17 protein-coding genes are annotated in these 17350 nt (G+C 62.8%); 9 read left to right on the forward strand and 8 right to left on the reverse strand.

Going from position 1 to position 17350, the window contains the following annotated elements:
• Positions 1–39: 39 nt before the first annotated feature.
• Complete coding sequence (gene radA / locus QEZ49_RS04880) at positions 40–1422, reverse strand: DNA repair protein RadA (protein WP_280384732.1); 1383 nt, start codon at positions 1420–1422, stop codon at positions 40–42.
• A 14-nt stretch (positions 1423–1436) separates the two neighbouring features.
• Entirely contained in the window at positions 1437–2645 is a 1209-nt protein-coding gene (gene alr, locus QEZ49_RS04885) for an alanine racemase (RefSeq protein ID WP_280384734.1), read from the reverse strand.
• Between the two features lie 258 nt (positions 2646–2903).
• Here alr and QEZ49_RS04890 point away from each other — a divergent pair, with 258 nt between their 5' ends.
• Positions 2904–3452 (forward strand): hypothetical protein, encoded by a 549-nt coding sequence (locus tag QEZ49_RS04890; protein WP_280384735.1) that lies wholly within the window; start codon positions 2904–2906, stop codon positions 3450–3452.
• 151 nt (positions 3453–3603) lie between these two features.
• Here QEZ49_RS04890 and QEZ49_RS04895 read toward each other — a convergent pair whose 3' ends face one another.
• The 5 genes from QEZ49_RS04895 to rpsF form a co-directional block, all read right to left on the reverse strand.
• Positions 3604–5121: a replicative DNA helicase gene (locus tag QEZ49_RS04895; RefSeq protein WP_280384737.1), complete on the reverse strand. Its 1518-nt coding sequence runs from the start codon at positions 5119–5121 to the stop codon at positions 3604–3606.
• A 114-nt stretch (positions 5122–5235) separates the two neighbouring features.
• On the reverse strand, positions 5236–5820 hold the full coding sequence (gene rplI, locus QEZ49_RS04900) for a 50S ribosomal protein L9 (RefSeq protein ID WP_280384738.1): 585 nt from the start codon (positions 5818–5820) through the stop codon (positions 5236–5238).
• Positions 5821–5895: 75 nt separating this feature from the next.
• On the reverse strand, positions 5896–6861 hold the full coding sequence (locus QEZ49_RS04905; protein WP_280384740.1) for a DUF2232 domain-containing protein: 966 nt from the start codon (positions 6859–6861) through the stop codon (positions 5896–5898).
• A 153-nt stretch (positions 6862–7014) separates the two neighbouring features.
• Positions 7015–7266: a 30S ribosomal protein S18 gene (gene rpsR / locus QEZ49_RS04910; protein ID WP_068462330.1), complete on the reverse strand. Its 252-nt coding sequence runs from the start codon at positions 7264–7266 to the stop codon at positions 7015–7017.
• A 2-nt stretch (positions 7267–7268) separates the two neighbouring features.
• The gene (rpsF, locus tag QEZ49_RS04915) at positions 7269–7826 is read right to left on the reverse strand and encodes a 30S ribosomal protein S6 (protein WP_280384743.1); all 558 of its coding nucleotides are present in this window, start codon (positions 7824–7826) and stop codon (positions 7269–7271) included.
• 789 nt (positions 7827–8615) lie between these two features.
• Here rpsF and QEZ49_RS04920 point away from each other — a divergent pair.
• Positions 8616–9125 (forward strand): hypothetical protein, encoded by a 510-nt coding sequence (locus tag QEZ49_RS04920; RefSeq protein ID WP_280384745.1) that lies wholly within the window; start codon positions 8616–8618, stop codon positions 9123–9125.
• 18 nt (positions 9126–9143) lie between these two features.
• Here the strand turns inward: QEZ49_RS04920 and QEZ49_RS04925 are convergent, their stop codons facing one another.
• The gene (locus QEZ49_RS04925; RefSeq protein ID WP_280384747.1) at positions 9144–9662 is read right to left on the reverse strand and encodes a metal-dependent hydrolase; all 519 of its coding nucleotides are present in this window, start codon (positions 9660–9662) and stop codon (positions 9144–9146) included.
• A gap of 195 nt (positions 9663–9857) precedes the next feature.
• On the opposite strand from QEZ49_RS04925, the gene fabD reads away from it, so the two are divergent.
• The 7 genes from fabD (at position 9858) to gmk (ending at position 17271) form a co-directional block, all read left to right on the forward strand.
• Positions 9858–10805: an ACP S-malonyltransferase gene (gene fabD, locus QEZ49_RS04930; protein ID WP_280385085.1), complete on the forward strand. Its 948-nt coding sequence runs from the start codon at positions 9858–9860 to the stop codon at positions 10803–10805.
• An 11-nt stretch (positions 10806–10816) separates the two neighbouring features.
• Positions 10817–11560: a 3-oxoacyl-[acyl-carrier-protein] reductase gene (gene fabG, locus QEZ49_RS04935; protein WP_280384749.1), complete on the forward strand. Its 744-nt coding sequence runs from the start codon at positions 10817–10819 to the stop codon at positions 11558–11560.
• A gap of 344 nt (positions 11561–11904) precedes the next feature.
• The gene (locus QEZ49_RS04940; RefSeq protein ID WP_068462321.1) at positions 11905–12147 is read left to right on the forward strand and encodes an acyl carrier protein; all 243 of its coding nucleotides are present in this window, start codon (positions 11905–11907) and stop codon (positions 12145–12147) included.
• A 156-nt stretch (positions 12148–12303) separates the two neighbouring features.
• Complete coding sequence (gene fabF / locus QEZ49_RS04945; RefSeq protein WP_280384751.1) at positions 12304–13566, forward strand: beta-ketoacyl-ACP synthase II; 1263 nt, start codon at positions 12304–12306, stop codon at positions 13564–13566.
• Positions 13567–13801: 235 nt separating this feature from the next.
• Complete coding sequence (gene mltG, locus QEZ49_RS04950; protein ID WP_280384752.1) at positions 13802–15166, forward strand: endolytic transglycosylase MltG; 1365 nt, start codon at positions 13802–13804, stop codon at positions 15164–15166.
• A gap of 523 nt (positions 15167–15689) precedes the next feature.
• The gene (locus QEZ49_RS04955) at positions 15690–16577 is read left to right on the forward strand and encodes a YicC/YloC family endoribonuclease (RefSeq protein WP_280384754.1); all 888 of its coding nucleotides are present in this window, start codon (positions 15690–15692) and stop codon (positions 16575–16577) included.
• 52 nt (positions 16578–16629) lie between these two features.
• Positions 16630–17271: a guanylate kinase gene (gene gmk, locus QEZ49_RS04960; RefSeq protein ID WP_280384756.1), complete on the forward strand. Its 642-nt coding sequence runs from the start codon at positions 16630–16632 to the stop codon at positions 17269–17271.
• Positions 17272–17350: the final 79 nt, after the last annotated feature.

Consider the following 17350-nt stretch of genomic DNA (forward strand, 5'->3'; position numbering starts at 1 on the left):
ACAATATGGGGGTGACGGCCAAGCCATCACGGCTGGCTGTCAGTCGCATGATGGCGCCTCGTCGGCAAGTTCCCTCAAATGCGAAAGCCGCATAGTCCGCAGTTTTAGTCCGGCTGCGTCTAATTCGCCCTGGGCTGGAACCAAGGCTTCACGGAAGCCAAGCTTCTGGGCTTCCTTGAGGCGCGGTCCCATCAGCGGGGTGGCGTTGATGGCGCCGGAAAGCGAGACCTCGCCGAAGTGGACCCGGTCGCGGGGAATTGGCACGCCGGAAAGGGACGAGACCAGCGCGGCGGCGGCGGCCAGATCGGCAGCGGGTTCGTTGATGCGCAGGCCGCCGGCGACGTTGAGGTAGACGTCTTTGCCCGCGAACGAGAGCCCGGCCCGCGCCTCCAGCACAGCCAGCAGCATCGACAGGCGCGCGGTATCCCAACCGACCACGGCGCGACGCGGCGTTCCAAGCGAGGAGGGCGCCACCAGGGCCTGAATTTCGACCAGGATTGGCCGCGTGCCTTCGACACCGGCAAACACCGCAGCGCCGGGGCTGGATGCATCCCGGTCGCCCAGAAACAGCTCCGACGGGTTGGAAATCTCGCGCAGGCCGTAACTGGCCATCTCGAATACGCCGATCTCGTCCGTGGCGCCGAAGCGGTTCTTCACCGCGCGCAGGATGCGATAGGCGTGGCCGCGATCGCCTTCGAAGTACAACACCGTATCGACCATGTGCTCGATCACCTTCGGACCGGCGATCTGGCCATCCTTGGTGACGTGACCCACCAGCAGCAGCGCGCTGCCCGCCGTCTTGGCGTGGCGGATCAGCGCCTGGGCGGAGGCGCGCACCTGACTGACAGTGCCGGGCGCGGCCTCAATGGCTTCGGCCCACAGCGTCTGGATCGAATCGACGACGATGAGATCGGGCGGCGGCCCGGCTTCCAGCGTTGCGAGAATGTGGGCGAGAGATGTCTCGCAGGCGAGCGCAACTGGAGCATCGTCCAGTCCCAGCCGGACCGCACGCAGGCGCACCTGTGCCGCTGCTTCTTCTCCGGAGAAGTAGACTGTGCGCTTGCCTGCGCGGGCGAGTGAGGCGGTAAGCTGCAGCAGCAGCGTCGATTTGCCGATGCCCGGCTCGCCGCCGATCAGCAACGCCGAGCCGGGAACGATGCCGCCGCCGGTGACGCGGTCGAGTTCGGCCAGTCCGGTGGAAAAGCGCGGGGCTTCCTGTGTCGAGCCCCTCAAGCCCTCCAGCGTAATGACGCGGCCGGACGAGGCGCCACGACGCATCAGCCCGGTGCCGGGCGGTCCGGCGGCGTCCGATTCCTCGGTGAGGGTGTTCCATTCGGAGCAGGATGGGCATTTGCCCTGCCAGCGCGGCGACGTGGCCCCGCAGCTCTGGCATACGAAGATGGTCTTGTTAGCCTTGGCCATGGATCAATCGCCAATCATTCGCCGTTGTCGACGTAATGACGGTGGAAGCGATGTCCCAGCCGCGTCAACACTTCATAGCCGATGGTCTGTGCGCCCGCACCAACAGCTTCGAGCGGCAGGCGAGGGCCGACCAGATCGACATAATCGCCGCGCACAGGCGGTGAGCCGTCAATGTCGGTGATGTCGACGGTGATGAGATCCATCGAGACGCGGCCGACGATTGGCGCCTTCTGACCGCGCACGATGACGGCGCCACCGGCTTCGCCATTGGCGGCGCTGGCGTGACGGAACACACCATCGGCATAACCGGCGGCAACGGTTGCGATGCGCCTTGGCGTGGCGGCGCGATAGGTGGCGGAATAGCCAATGGCACCGCCGGCCGGCACATCCTGAACCTGCAGGATACGCGCTGAAACCTGCACCACCGGCGATACCGGGGTTTTCAGTTCGGCGTTGGCCTGGCCGCCGTAGAGCGCATAGCCCGGACGCACGAGATCGAAATGGAATGGGCGGCCCAGCATCAGGCCATCGGAGGCGGCGAGGCTGGCGCGCGCCTTCGGCAGCTTCGCGCGCAGCCGCTTGAAGGTTTCCAGCTGCTGCCGGTTCATCGCGTGGCTGGCTTCATCGGCGCAGGCGAGATGGCTCATCACGACGGCGAAGTCGAGCCGCGCCATCAGTGCGTCGTCGGCGACCAGCGTTTCAAGTTCATCTTCAGCCATGCCGAGCCGATGCAACCCGGTATCGACATGCAGTGCGGCGGGCGGAGCAACTTCATCCTGCGCAGCTGGCGACGCCCACGCATCGATCTCGCCAAGGCTGGTCAGTACGGGGCGTGCGCCAAGGGCTGCGATGTCGCGCGCGGCTCCGGGCATGATGCCATCAAGGATGTAGACCGTGGCGCCGGGCGCATATTTCAGCGCCGCTACAGCCTCATCGAACGTGGCGACGAAGAAATTGCGGCACCCGGCCTGATAGAGCGCCGGTACGATGCGCGCTGCACCCAGACCGTAGGCGTCGGCCTTAACAACAGCAGCGCAGCCGGCCGGCGCGACATGCATGGCAAGCGCCCGCCAGTTGGCGCGCAACTGCGCCAGATCGATAGTGATGACGCCGGTAGCTGATGCTGGAATGGCCGCAGATGGCGCGAACGCCACCTCGCGCACGGCAGAGCCGTGCAAAGCGTTGCGCGTGACGGGGACGGAAAGCACGTTCCGGTCGGACAAATGGATTCCCCCAAAGGCCGAAGGCGGCCGCTCATCTGCATATTTGTGAAGTCGAATCCCGATGCAAACGAGGCATCTTAACGCGCGCATGGGCTGCCGGCCCATGACGAGGCGAGAATTCGGCCCCATCGCCTGTGGTTAATTAATTGTTTACGCCATTCAGGAATGCTTGCAGCCGTACCCGGCATGAAGTCGCGGTTTCAGATGTCGCACGGCCGATGGGTGGCCCGCAGGCGCATGCATGCAGAGCAGCCGCGCATGAGCACCATCAATTCGATCAACACCGCTCTGGCTTTGTTGCGGGCCGATCCGCGCCCAACGAAGGTTGAACAGGTCACGCCTTTACCGCCGATGACGGCGCTGGCGGGCGATGCGGAAATTTCCAACGCCATCACCGACACCATCAACAGCCGCGGCGATCTGCGGTCGCAATATGAGGCTGCGTACCAGAGGGTTATCAGCCAGGCATTCCGCCCGACCTTTGATGAAAACTCACGCCATCTTGCGATGGTTGAAGTTATCTACGCGAACCGTAGTGCTTTCCCGCCGGGCGAATTCGCAATTCATACACAGATGCCCGACGGGGCCTCCATCACGTCTTTTATTCCGGCTCTGGACGGCTCAAGCGACTACGCATTCGTGCACAAGGTGAAGACGACGCTGCGTGAAGCACCACACGACAGTCTCGCAAGGATCGACGCCATGTCCCGAATTGCGAACGTGTTCCTGATGACATCTGCGGCCGGTTTGAGTTCGCTCGCACGCGAAGCCTATGCAGAGACCGCAAGCGGACTGCGGGCCGATTGATTGCACACGCCAATGGTCGGCGGGCCAGAAAAAAGAAAGGTGGCACGGAGGCCACCTTTTGAAGTGCTGAGACGACGGGAAATTTGAAAGTGCGTTGCGCGTCGAAGGTACAGACCAGGGCGTCGAAGACGCATTCGCCTGATGCCAATCCCTATTCGCGGTCGAATCCGGCCGACTGATATTCGCGCGCCAGATTGCCGAAGCGCGTGAACTGGCCTTCGAACGCGAGTTCAACCGTGCCCACCGGACCGTGACGCTGCTTGCCGATGATGACTTCCGCCTTGCCGGAAACGCCCATCATCTTCTGCTGCCATTCGACAAACTCGGATGTGCCTTCGGACGGCTTGGTGCGCTCGACATAGTATTCTTCGCGGAACACGAACATCACGACGTCGGCGTCCTGCTCGATCGAGCCCGATTCACGCAGATCCGAAAGCTGCGGGCGTTTATCTTCACGCTGTTCCACCTGACGCGACAGCTGTGACAGCGCAATGATCGGAACCGCGAGCTCTTTCGCCAGCGCCTTCAGGCCGGTGGTGATCTCGGTGATTTCCTGCACGCGGTTGTCGCCACGCTTCGATGAACCGGAGAGCAGCTGCAAGTAGTCGACGATCAGCAGATCGAGGCCCTTCTGGCGCTTCAGCTTACGTGCGCGGGCTGCGAGCTGAGCAATGGAGATGCCGCCGGTCTGGTCGATATAGAGCGGGCTTTCGCTCATCACGCGGCTGACTTCCACCAGCTTGCGGAATTCATCCTCGTTGATCATGCCGCGTCGGATCTTCTCAGAGCCCACTTCGGCCTGCTCTGAGAGAATACGCGTTGCCAGCTGTTCGGCCGACATTTCGAGCGAGAAAAAGCCGACGATGCCGCCGTTGACGGTCTTCAGCGAGCCATCAGGCTGCTGCTCGGACTTGTAGGCTTTGGCGACGTTGTAAGCGATGTTTGTCGCCAGCGCCGTTTTACCCATCGACGGACGACCGGCGAGAATGAGGAGGTCGGACGACTGCAGACCGCCGAGCCTGTTGTCGAGATCGGACAGGCCGGTGGAAATGCCCGACAGATGCCCGGCGCGCTGGTAGGCAGCACCGGCCATGTCGATGGCGGTTGTCAGTGCGTTGGCAAAGGACACGAAGCCCGAGCCGTATTTGCGCTGCTCGGCGAGATCGTAAAGACGCGATTCCGATTCTTCGATCTGCTTCTGCGGCGGCTGATCGATAGAGCCTTCATAGGCGTTGTTGACCATGTCCTCGCCGATGATGATCAGCGCGCGGCGCGTGGCGAGGTCATAGACGGTGCGGCCGTAATCTTCGGCGTTGATGATCGTCGTCGCGTTGGCGGCGAGGGTGCCGAGATACTGCGGCACGGTCAGCGTCGGCGCAATCGGCGGAGCGTTCTCGAAGAACGTGCGCAGCGTGATCGGCGTTGCGTGCTTGCCCGCGTGAATCAGCTTGGCAGCCGTTTCATAGATCTGCTGGTGCAGCGGATCATAGAAGTGCTGCGGATCGAGGAACGAGGACACACGGTCCATCGCCTCGTTGTTGACGAGGATCGCGCCAAGTAGCGCCTGCTCGGCCTCAAGGTTGTGAGGCGCCTGACGGAAGGGGAGCGAATCGTCGGCCTCACCAAGGGAAGCGAGCCGATCGGAAATCTGGAGAGCGTTCTGTGCCATGGCTCGACGGTATCCGATTCAAACGGCCCGGCGTCGAGGTGGTGTCAACTCCCGTCCCCGTTATCAACACGGGGACGGGAATTAGCTTGCGAGTGGCGCGAATCAGTAGGTGCGTTATTCGCCCTGATTCTCTTCGTCGGAACCCTGCTCCGAACCGCCCTCGAATTCGGCGTCCGGATCGAAGGTTTCGAGCTCGATCTTCTCATCCTTGACGACGGTGACGTCTTCACCGCGCGACTGGCGCTCGGCTTCGTCTTCCGAACGGGCAACGTTGAGCTGCACGGTCACCGATACTTCCGGATGCAGCGCGATCGTAATCGGATGCAGGCCGAGGTTCTTGATCGGACGCTCAAGTACAACCTGGCGGCGATCGATGGTGAAGCCGTTCGCGGTGACGACTTCAGCGATGTCGCGCGTGGCAACCGAGCCATAGAGCTGACCGGTGTCACCGGCGGAGCGAATCGAAACGAAGATCTGGCCGTCGAGCTTTTCGGCGACAGCTTCAGCTTCGCGCTTCAGATCGAGGTTGTTGGCTTCGAGCTGGGCGCGCTGGGATTCGAACTGCGCGCGGTTGGCTTCCGTGGCGCGCAGAGCCTTCTTCTGCGGCAGCAGGAAGTTGCGTGCGAAGCCGTCCTTGACGGTGACGACATCGCCCATCTGGCCGAGGCGGCCGATACGTTCGAGCAGAATGACCTGCATGTTGGATACTCCTTCGTTTGGTTTCGATTTCGATGTGTTGAGGTGTTTGCAAGTGTAGGTGTGAATTGGCCTGCCTCAGTCCGGCGGACGCGGATCGTCGGAAGGGGGTGGCATCTGCCGCATTGGCCAGATGCTTTCGGTGAGCCCCATGAGCGCGATGACCAGTGCGGCAAGCGAATTGGTGACGAACAGGAGCGCGTACAGCACCCAAAGAATGATCGGACGCAACGGCTTGCCGCGCGTGACGTAATGGACCACGGCCAGGCCGAGCAGGACGTAGGCGAGGAACAGCGGCCCGGAGAAGCTGCGGGCGATGAGGCCGGGCAGGTCGCTCAGGAACGAGGCCGCCGTGGCACCCGCAAGCAATAGCGGCGCCGAGGGCGGGAACGTCATGGCGCCGAGGTCGGGCCAGGGCCGCTGCAGACGACCGGAAGCACGCGTGATGCGGCCAGCCAGCCAGAAGTTGAACAGCAGACAGCCCATCGTCGTGATGCCCGATGCCACCGGCAGAAAGGCCATGAAGTAAGATGCCGCTTCGTCGAGTTCTTCAGGGCCGAGCTTCTGCCCGTCGGGTATGTTTCCAAGTTCGGCGTCGAGGAAGCCTTGCAGCGCCGCGCGTACGCCGGCACGCAGCGCTTCCAGATCGCCACCCAGCAGCAGCAGCGTGATCGCTGCAAAGGCGCCCGACATCAGGGCGGCGGCAACGATGAGACGACCGACCGGATACCATTCAACGGCACCCTGCGAATCGGTGCGATTGAGGCTGGCCAGATAAACGAGGATGAATACGGGCCCGGCCTGCCCAATGGCGAATATGAGCGCGCCAACCGGGCTTCCAGCAAAAAACACCAGGGCGGTGGCGGAAACACCTGCAACCAGCGCAGCAGTCGTTCCAAGCCCCAGCCCCGCCAGGAACAGCGGTAACGCGGTGAGCGAGAACAGGACCATGCGGATCAGCAACGGGCCAGCGGTCGCCGAAGCGAACACAACTGCGGCTACGAGGCCGGCACCCAGCGCTATGAGCAGGCGATAGTCTAGCAAAGCAGCTGTCCCGCGGATTCGCGGTTAGAGACGTGCCGCAAGCGGCTCACCCGTCCCAACCTCGTGCCGGCCACCGTGGCGAGGCACTTCAATGATTTCGTGTCGTCGTCGTGAAAATCCGGTGCCGACCGAAGCCGGCACCGGACATCTTGATTACTTCAGCACGTACGGCAGCAGGCCAAGGAAGCGCGCGCGCTTGATGGCACGGGCCAGCTCACGCTGCTTCTTGGCCGACACGGCCGTGATGCGGCTCGGCACGATCTTGCCGCGCTCGGAGACGTAACGACCCAGCAGGCGCACGTCCTTGTAGTCGATCTTCGGCGCGTGCTGCCCGGAGAAGGGGCAGGTCTTGCGGCGGCGATGGAACGGGCGGCGCGGGGCGCCAGAAGATGCAGCCTCAGCCATGATTATTCCTCCGAACCGGTAGCAGCAGCGTCGTCACGGGGTGCACGGGGGCGGTCGCCATCGCGCGGGGGACGGGGACGGAAAGACGAGCCGCCTTCACGGTCGCCACCGCGATCACCGCCGCGGAAACCACCACCGCCGCCACCACGGCGTTCGCCACCACGGTCACCGCCGCGGAAGCCACCACCGCCACCGCCGCCACGGCCGCCGAAGCTGCCGCGATCGCGGTCGTCACGGTCGCCCTTGCGCATCATGACGGAAGGATCGGTCTCGTGCTCTTCGACCTTGATGGTCAGGAAGCGCAGGATTTCCGTCGACAGGCCCATGCGGCGCTCCATCTCGGCCACGGCTTCAGACGGGGCTTCGATGTTCAGGAGCGAGAAATGCGCCTTGCGGTTCTTTTTGATCTTGTAGGCGAGAGACTTCACGCCCCAGTACTCGGACTTGGTGACCTTGCCGCCACCCTGTTCGATCAGATCCGTGAATTCCTTGGTCATCGTCTCGACCTGTGCGTTCGAGACGTCCTGGCGGGCCAGGAAGACATGCTCATAAAGCGGCATGCTGTCAGCCTTTCGTTTCTATGGTGCTGCTCCGGCGCAAAGCCCCTTATGGACCTGGAAAGGCCCAAGACAGGTCACCCATGAGAGCGAAGACACCGGGAACCGGATCGCTTGCGATCCTGCCGCCAAAGACAACCCAATGAAACATCAGGCAAATCCAAAGCGCGGCTCCCCGTTCAGCCTCCAGCCGAAGCGAGCAAGGTGCGCTTTATAGCCGATATTCGCGCGGCGACAAGGCTGTGCGGCGACAAATTTTGCCTCGGGCGGCACTCTGTTTGCAACCTAGGCGGGTGCCAGAGCTTGGAATCACTCCGGCAAAACTCGAACAACGGGCGGTTATGATCCGCTATCACCGTGGCGCCTGCCACTGTCGCGGCTGCGTGCGCGCCGCAAGCGGTCGTCAATGTCTCTTTCCAGCAGGCGACGCAAGGCGCGGTCGATCGACGGTTTGGAGGTGAGCGGCTTTCGCTCCAGTTCCATCCGGAGATGCCTGCCAATTGTATCCAGGGCATCCCGCTGTCGCTCGTTTGCCATTCCGTCACCCGTGGTTGCGAACCTTCAACGGCAAGGGGACGCTGGCGTTCCATGGTCGCACAGGATCAGCTCGCGTTGGCTGCACGCTGTCCTGTTATTGAGGCCGTCTGAGCACACTCGCCTGATCGGCGTCGTGATTTGCGGGGGTGGCCGCTCGGGTAACTGGGCAAGACATTGTTTACCCGTGGGCGGCTTGGGCCTTGAACCCAGCAGCCGCAGTGCTTGAGGTCGCCCTTTCGGACAGGGGAGACCAGCATGCCGCCGCGTTCAAAAGCCAGACAACGGCGATCGGCCGCGCCGGAAAAGGCGCGGAAGCCCGGCGCAGCGGCAGCTGCATCAGCCGGCAAAACGCGGACTCGCGCCGCTGCAGGTGAAAGCTCCGGCAAGGTCCACACCAAGGCGCTGGGCATCCGTGAGCCGGTACGTCGGGAACGCGTCGCCCCGTCGCGTAATACTGCGGCGGATCTGGAATATTCGTTATTGGATCGGCAACTCGATTACGTCGGCGCGCTGCTGGCGTGGACACCGACCCGGGTGCTGCTGGCGCAAAACGCGGCCTTCTGGGCGGGCGTATCGGGAAGCGACGGCGGCAAGGCAGATGCAAAGGCTAATCCCGCGAAGGACGGCGGTGACGGCCCCGGCAAAACTGCCGCGCCACAGAAGCCATCACGCAGGAATACAACCAAGGGCGGCACCGCGCCTGGTGCCGCCGAGGCAACGGACGGGAAGGCCGCTGTACGGAGCAGGGCCAAACGTCGCGGATAGGCAGGCGGGAAGGCCTCTTCAGTGCGTGGGAGCCGTGGGGGCGGCGATACGTTGCCGGGCGAGGTTTCGCCACAGCATCCAGGCTGCCGCGAAGACGATTGCCAGCTCGACGAGGAACGTCCAGTGCAGGATGAAATTCCACACCCACCAGTCATAACGGGCGGGCACCTTGACCAGATTCAGCTGCAAATCTGAGAAGGGCTTGAGCCAATGGATTTCGGCGGCCACGCTGTCCAGAACCATGTGGAGCAGCAAGCACGCCAGGGCCACGAATATATATGGCTCAGCGACACGCCAGCGCAGCAGGCGGGCCAATAGCCACGCTGCTGCAGCGAGGCCGATCCAGAACAACGGCCAGTGAAAGACAAAAGCGTGATGCGGTGTCTTTCTGCCGTCGACGAAATAAAACCAGAGCAGATCAAAATCCGGCAGCGCGGAAGCAAATAGGCCTACGGCCATCAGGCTGCGGCGGTTCAGCCGGTTCTGGCTCAGGCGGTCGGACAGCAGGTAGCCCGCGGGCAGATGGGCAATGAACATTGGTCCTCACTGGCGGCCAGATTGTTCCGGTTGCTTGTTCCGGTTGCAGCCTGAACCTTGCAAGCTGGGTCGGGCGATGCAATCACGGGGGGTACTCAGCGATCCTTCCCCAGGACGCGCCACCGGTTCGCTTGACAGCAAGCTTTCTAGCGTGTTCTTGCGCTGCGAACTCTACAAATGAGCGCTTTTACCGATATGGCTATCGCATTTGTTTTTCCCGGCCAGGGCAGCCAGGACGTTGGCATGGGCCGCGAACTGGCGGAACAGTTTGCCTGTGCCCGTGAGGTTTTCGAGGAAGTCGACTCGGCTCTCGGACAGAACCTCTCGCAGATCATGTGGGAAGGCCCCAAGGAAACGCTGACGCTGACCGAGAACGCGCAGCCGGCGCTGATGGCCGTATCGATGGCCGTGATGCGCGTGCTGGAGCGCGAGCACGGGTTCAAGCTTGCAGATCACGTGAAGTTCGTCGCCGGTCATTCGCTGGGCGAATATTCAGCGCTCGCCGCTGCGGGTGCATTCTCGCTTTCCGATGCTGCACGTTTGCTGAAGCTGCGCGGTCAGGCGATGCAGGCCGCCGTTCCGGTCGGGCAGGGCGCCATGTCGGCACTGCTCGGCGTTGGCATCGACGTTGCGCAGAAGGTTGCTGAAGAAGCAGCGCAGGGCGAAGTCTGCCAGATCGCAAACGACAACGAGCCAACGCAGGTTGTGCTTTCCGGCGCCAAGACGGCGATTGATCGCGTGCCGGAAATCGGCAAGGCGTATGGCGTGCGCCGCGCGGTGCCGCTACCGGTATCGGCGCCTTTCCATTGCGCACTGATGCAGCCCGCTGCCGATGCGATGGCAGAAGCGCTGGCGAAGGTTGAAGTGAAAGCGCCTGTCGTTCCCGTTATTGCGAACGTGCTGGCTGCTCCGATCACCGATCCGGAAGAAATCAAGAAGCGTCTTGTCGAGCAGGTGACCGGCACCGTGCGCTGGCGCGAATGCGTCGGCTACATGGCCGCCAACGGCATCACTGACATTTACGAAATCGGCGCAGGCAAAGTGCTCGCCGGTCTTGCCAAGCGCATCGACGCAGCGCTTAACGCGAGCAATGTCAGCACACCAGCTGACATCGATGCCGCGCTTGCACGTCTCAACGCCTGAAGGAGCCCACGATGTTCGATCTTACCGGCAAGACCGCGCTTGTCACCGGCGCCACCGGCGGCATCGGCGGCGCAACCGCCAAGGCGCTGCATGCGCAGGGCGCAACCGTTGCCATCTCGGGCCGTCAGGCCGACAAGCTTGAAGCGCTGGCCGCCGAACTGGGCGAGCGGGTGCACGTGCTGCCCTGCGACCTCGGCAATCGCGAGCAGGTTGGCAAGCTGATCGAGCAGGCTGTCGGCGCGCTGGGTCGCCTCGACATTCTCGTCAACAACGCTGGTCTCACGCGCGACAATCTCTTCATGGTGATGAAGGATGAGCAGTGGGACGAAGTTATCAACGTCAATCTGACGTCCACATTCATGCTGTGCCGCGCCGCCGCCCGCGCGATGCTGCGCGCCAAGCCGAACTTTGGCCGCATCATCAATATCGCGTCGGTTTCGGGTGTGTTCGGCAACCCCGGACAGGGCAATTATGCGGCTTCGAAGGCCGGCATGATCGGCATGACGAAATCGCTGGCCCGCGAGGTTGCACCGCGCGGTATCACAGCCAATTGCATCGCTCCCGGTTTCATCTCAACGCCCATGACGGCGGCGTTGAACGATAAGCAGACCGAGGAAATTGCGAAAATGATCCCCCAGCAGCGTTTCGGCGCGCCGGAGGAAATTGCGGCAGGCGTCGTCTATCTCGCCAGCAACGAAGCCGGGTACATCACCGGGCAGACGTTGCACGTTAATGGCGGGATGGCGATGGTCTAACCCATGGTAAACGCTGCGGCGTGGGCTTTAACACTGGGTGCAGCAGGCGAATTTTGGTCGCAACGTCAAGCGTCGAACCGACCCTCGCACCGCTGGCCAAGGCCAGGGAAGTGTGTTAACGAGCCCAACGGTTTTTCGGCCTCTTCAGCGCCCTTACGGGTAAACGGAGTGGCCGAAGTTCGACCGGCGCACGCAGTGCGATCATGTGGGATAGCCGCGTCGTTTCGATACCCGCCGGTAGCTGGCGCCTCTATACAGACTAGGGGCCCGAAGCCGGGAAAACGGGCAAGTCTAGAAAACTGAATTTAAGAACTGCCAAGAGCAAACCGACGCGAGGGAAGACGATGAGCGATGTCGCGGAGCGCGTGAAGAAGATTGTCGTGGAGCACCTGGGTGTGGAGGCCGAGAAGGTCACCGAGAACGCCAGCTTCATCGATGATCTCGGCGCCGACAGTCTAGATACGGTTGAGCTTGTGATGGCTTTCGAGGAGGAGTTCGGCTGCGAAATCCCCGACGACGCCGCCGAGCACATCCTGACCGTGGGTGACGCGGTCAAATTTCTTGAGAAGAACGCCTCAGCCGCGTGATATTGCTGGCTCCCGTGCTGTCTTCAAAGATGGCGCGGGAGCAGCACACGCGGTGTTTGCGCGAGCGTACCAAGCACCTCGAGGCTTGGCTTCGAGGATGTGACCGGACCCTTGAGTTAAGGCGCCGGCCATTTACTTCCGCTTCGAAGGATCAGGATGCGTCGCGTCGTTATTACAGGACTAGGAATTGTTTCCCCCGTCGGATGCGGGGTTGAAGCATCGTGGCAAGCCCTTCTTGCTGGCACCAGCGGCGCCCGCCGTATCGAGGAATTCGAGATTGATGATCTGGCGTGCCAGATCGCATGCTTCATTCCGCGCGGCGCAAAAGAAGACGGCAAATTCAATCCAGACGACTGGATGGAGCCGAAGGAGCAGCGCAAGGTCGATGATTTCATCGTCTATGCGATGGCTGCTGCCGAACAGGCTATCCAGGATTCTGGCTATGTGGCCGACACCGAGGACAAGCAGGAGCGCGCAGGCGTTCTGATCGGATCGGGCATCGGCGGCCTCTCGGGCATCGCCGATACGTCGATCCTGCTGAAGGAAAAGAGGCCGCGCCGCGTTTCCCCGTTCTTCATTCCCGGGCGCCTTATCAATCTGGCTTCAGGCTATGTTTCCATCCGCCACAAGCTGCGCGGGCCGAACCACGCTGTGGTGACCGCCTGCTCGACCGGTTCGCACGCCATCGGCGATGCAAGCCGCATCGTGGCCATGGGCGATGCTGACATCATGGTGGCGGGCGGCACAGAATCACCCATCTGCCGTATCGCGATGGCGGGCTTCGCGGCCTGCCGTGCGCTCTCAACCGGCTTCAACGACAACCCGACGGCGGCATCGCGCCCCTACGACAAGGACCGCGATGGCTTCGTGATGGGTGAGGGCGCCGGCATCGTGGTGCTTGAGGAACTTGAGCACGCCAAGGCTCGCGGCGCGAAGATTTATGCCGAAGTCATCGGCTACGGCATGTCGGGCGACGCCTATCACATCACCGCACCGGCAGAGAGCGGCGATGGTGCCTACCGCTGCATGCGGGCCGCAATGAAGCGGGCCAATATCGATGTCAGCGACATCGATTATGTCAACGCGCACGGCACATCGACGCCGATGGGCGACGAGATCGAACTGGGCGCCGTTGAGCGTCTGTTCGGCAACGCGGCGGGCAAGCTGGCGATGTCGTCGACCAAGTCCGCGACCGGCCATCTGCTGGGTGCGGCCGGCGCCATCGAAGCGATTTTCTCGACGCTGGCCATCCGCGACAACATCGTTCCGCCGACGCTTAATCTCGACAATCCGTCGGTCGATACGGCGATTGATCTTGTGCCGCACAAGGCCAAGGCGCGTCAGGTCAACACCGTGCTTTCCAACTCGTTCGGGTTCGGCGGCACGAATGCGTCTCTGATTTTGCGGCGCGTCGAATAGCACAAGCCGGGTGGGGCCAAGCGGCCCCACCGCTGGTTTTTGGCCTTGTGAACGTCATGCGTACACCGCAAATCCCAAGCGTAATAGTTCACGCCTGAGGTAGGATGGCCACGGATCTGTGGCCGCCGATCAGGGAGGGCGTTTTCCCCTCGTGCTTTTGCCATAATCCCCTTTAGGGTCATGGCGAACTGAACTGCGGCATCTGCTGAGGCGCAGGGCCGTTGGGAGCGAACCGGTGAGCACCTATCCGCCAAACAGACCGGACCCGACCTTCCGTCGGGGTGCGATCCGTCCACGGTCGCCGTCCGAAATCCTGGAACCGTCGCGTCCACCGGGGCCGCCCCGGGGCGCAACCGCGCCGCACGCGCCCAAGCGCGGTTCCACCACCATGCGCATCCTGAGCGGTCTTTTCACGCTGCTGCTGGTGTCGATGGTGGCCGCCGGTGGCCTGCTCGCTCTGCTCTATCACCAATTTGAATCGCCCGGCCCACTGAAGGAAGCGCGCGTCATCACCGTGCCGCGTGGTGAGGGCCGCATTGATATCGCCAACCGGCTAGAGCGTGAGGGCGCCATCGCTCACCGCTGGTCGTTCATGGTCAACTATCTGCTGCGCAACGCCGTATCGCCCAAGCCGATGGAGTTGAAGGCCGGCGATTACGAGATCCAGCCCGGCGCCAGCATGGCGCAAATTCTGGAAACGCTGGCGCTCGGCCGCGGCGTGCTGTCGAAGGTCACGATTCCGGAAGGGTTGACGAGCCTGCAGATCGTGCAGCGTCTGCGCGATGAGCCGGATCTGGTGGGCGACATCGAAGACATTCCGCCCGAAGGTTCGCTGATGCCGGACACCTATCGCTATTCGCGCGGCATGGACCGGAGTGAGCTGCTCGACCGGATGCAGAAGGAAATGCAGCGGTTCCTGGCTGCTCAGTGGGAAAAGCGCCAGCCGAATCTGCCGATCACCACGCCGGAGGAGGCGCTGGTGTTTGCGTCGATCGTCGAGAAGGAAACCGGACGCGCAGACGAGCGTGGCCGTGTGGCTGCGGTGTTCACGAACCGTATGCGCAAGAACATGCGCCTGCAGTCGGACCCGACGGTGATTTACGGCGTCGTCGGCGGCCAGGGCAGCCTGGGCCGATCGATTACGCGAGCGGATCTGGACCAGAAGAACGATTACAATACCTACCAGATCAGCGGCCTGCCACCGACGCCGATATGCAACCCTGGCCGGGACTCCATTGAGGCAACGCTCAATCCGCCTGAGACCACCGACCTTTATTTCGTGGCCGATGGCACCGGCGGGCATACGTTCTCGGAGACGCTGAAGGACCATAACGCGGCGGTGAAGGTCTGGCGCAAGGTTGAGCGCGATCGCAAACAGGATGCGGCGGCGGGTTCGAGCGACGATGCTGGCGAACCGGAAGCTGCGGCCGCAGACAATGAAATCCCGGTGCCTTCGACTAACAGCACCGACAGCCTGCGCCTGCTGAACGCGCCGGAAACTCCGGCTACGACGAACGGAGCCGAGGGCGCCACGCCTGCCGCAGCAAGCACGACCACAGCCGTTTCGGTGCCGTTGCCGGTCAGAAAACCTGCGCCCTAGGTTTCCGGTACGTTCAGCGCCGGTAGATGACGGCCGCTGGCGGTGGACGTTTGGCGAGATAACTGCCCGCCATGCGGCGATGCCCGAAGTGCTGCCCCACCGTGCGTCGTTCCCGACCTCCGTCGGGATGACGTTGAGGGAAGCGCCCGTGGCATCGGGTGTGTGCACGGTCGCTGGCGTGGGTGGAGCACCAGTCGGCGGTCTGGAGCTCTGGCCAGCACGGCCGCCGGAGCAGCGCTAGCCGAACAGGGCCCTCGGATAGTCGAGAGCGCGACGCGAACCTGTACCACCCAGCGTGCGATGCCCATCACCATTAGCGGCGGCGGGGACGGCAGCATAATCCAAGGCCAACGCACCGCCATTTGCCTCCCGGCTCGTCTTGTCGGATAAGGCGGTTCTGGTTTTTCTCGAAACGCACTAGACCATTCTGGAACCCGTCGGCCCGGATCACACCGCCTCAGCAATGATTCTTGCGCGATCGCCCGGAGCGGTTCGATCTGCGCCACACACGAACGGAGCCGCAATGGCAATCAAGAGCATGACCGGCTTTGCGCGTGCAGAGGGCAACGCCGCGGGCTTTGCATGGCACTGGGAACTACGGACCGTGAATGGCCGTGGTCTGGATGTGCGTCTAAGGCTGCCGTCCGGTCTGGAGCAGTTGGAGCCGAAGGCGCGCGAGGCGATCGGGCGTCACCTCAGCCGGGGCAGCGTAACCGCCAACCTGGTCGCAAGCGGCACCACCGATACGCACGAACTGCGCCTCAATGAGCGCGCACTGGCGCAGGTGATGAAGGCCGCCGATCGCATTCGCGCGTTGACTGACGCGGTGCCACCGCGTGTCGACGGGCTGATCGCCATTCGCGGCGTTCTCGATATCGTCGAGCCGGAGGAGGACGAGGCCGAAACCATCGCGCGCGGTCAGGCAATGCTTGCCACGCTTGACGAGGCGCTCGCCGCGCTTGTCGGTGCTCGCGCTTCGGAGGGCAATCGGCTGGCGAATGCACTCAATGGCCAGATCGACGAGATCGAGCGTCAGGTTGCTATCGTGCGCGCTTCACCCGCCCGCACGCCGGAAGCTATCGCCGCACGGCTCAAGGAGCAGATCGGGCGCATCATGGAAGTCGGCACGGGGTTTGACCCGCAGCGCCTGCATCAGGAAGCTGTACTGCTGGCTGCGAAGGCCGACGTTGAGGAAGAGCTGGAACGCCTGACCTCGCATATCAGCGCGGCGCGTGAATTGCTGGCGGAGGATGCTCCGGTTGGCCGCAAGCTCGATTTCCTTACGCAGGAATTCAACCGCGAGGCCAACACGCTGTGCTCGAAGGCCAACGACATTGAAATCACCCGGGCCGGATTGGCGCTGAAGTCGGTTATCGACCAACTGCGCGAACAGGTGCAAAACATCGAATAACGCTTGGGCGGCGGGCCAAGCCTGCGCTGCTCGGTGCACTGAAAGCTGAGATATGTCGGACACCTCGACCATCGATCGCCGTGGGCTTTTGCTCGTGCTCTCCTCGCCCTCGGGTGCAGGCAAGACGACGCTGGCACGCCACCTGATGGCGACGGACACCGCCATCTCGATGTCGGTTTCAGTGACGACGCGGCGTCCGCGCCCCGGCGAAATCGACGGCAAGGATTACATTTTCCTCGACGAAGACCGCTTCAAGGCGATGGCGGACGGCAACGAGTTGCTGGAATGGGCGAACGTGTTCGGCAACTACTACGGCACCCCGCATGCGCCGGTTGAAGCTGCGATCAGCGGCGGACGCGACGTGCTGTTCGACATCGATTGGCAGGGTGCCCAGCAGCTTTCTGAAAAGATGAAGCACGACGTAGTGCGCGTGTTCATTCTACCGCCATCGGCGAAGTCGCTGGAGCAGCGCTTGCGTGCGCGGGCGCAGGACCCGGAAGAGGTCGTGCGCAAGCGGATGGATGCGGCGGCGGCCGAGATCAGCCACTGGCCCGAATATGACTATGTGATCGTCAATTCCGATTTGCAGACGTCGATGGAAGGGCTCAGCGCCATCCTGACTGCCGAACGGCTGCGGCGTGAGCGGCTGAATGGTTTGACGTCGTTTGTGCGGGATTTGCAGCGCGAGCTTTGAGCCGTCGCGTATTAAGGCATTAAGCAAGCGCTGGGGCGTCGCGCCGCAACGGAATGCAAAAAGGGGCGGTGCCGTCTTG

It is taken from the genome of Hyphomicrobium sp. D-2, from assembly GCF_029872155.1.
Taxonomy (GTDB): Bacteria; Pseudomonadota; Alphaproteobacteria; order Rhizobiales; family Hyphomicrobiaceae; genus Hyphomicrobium_A.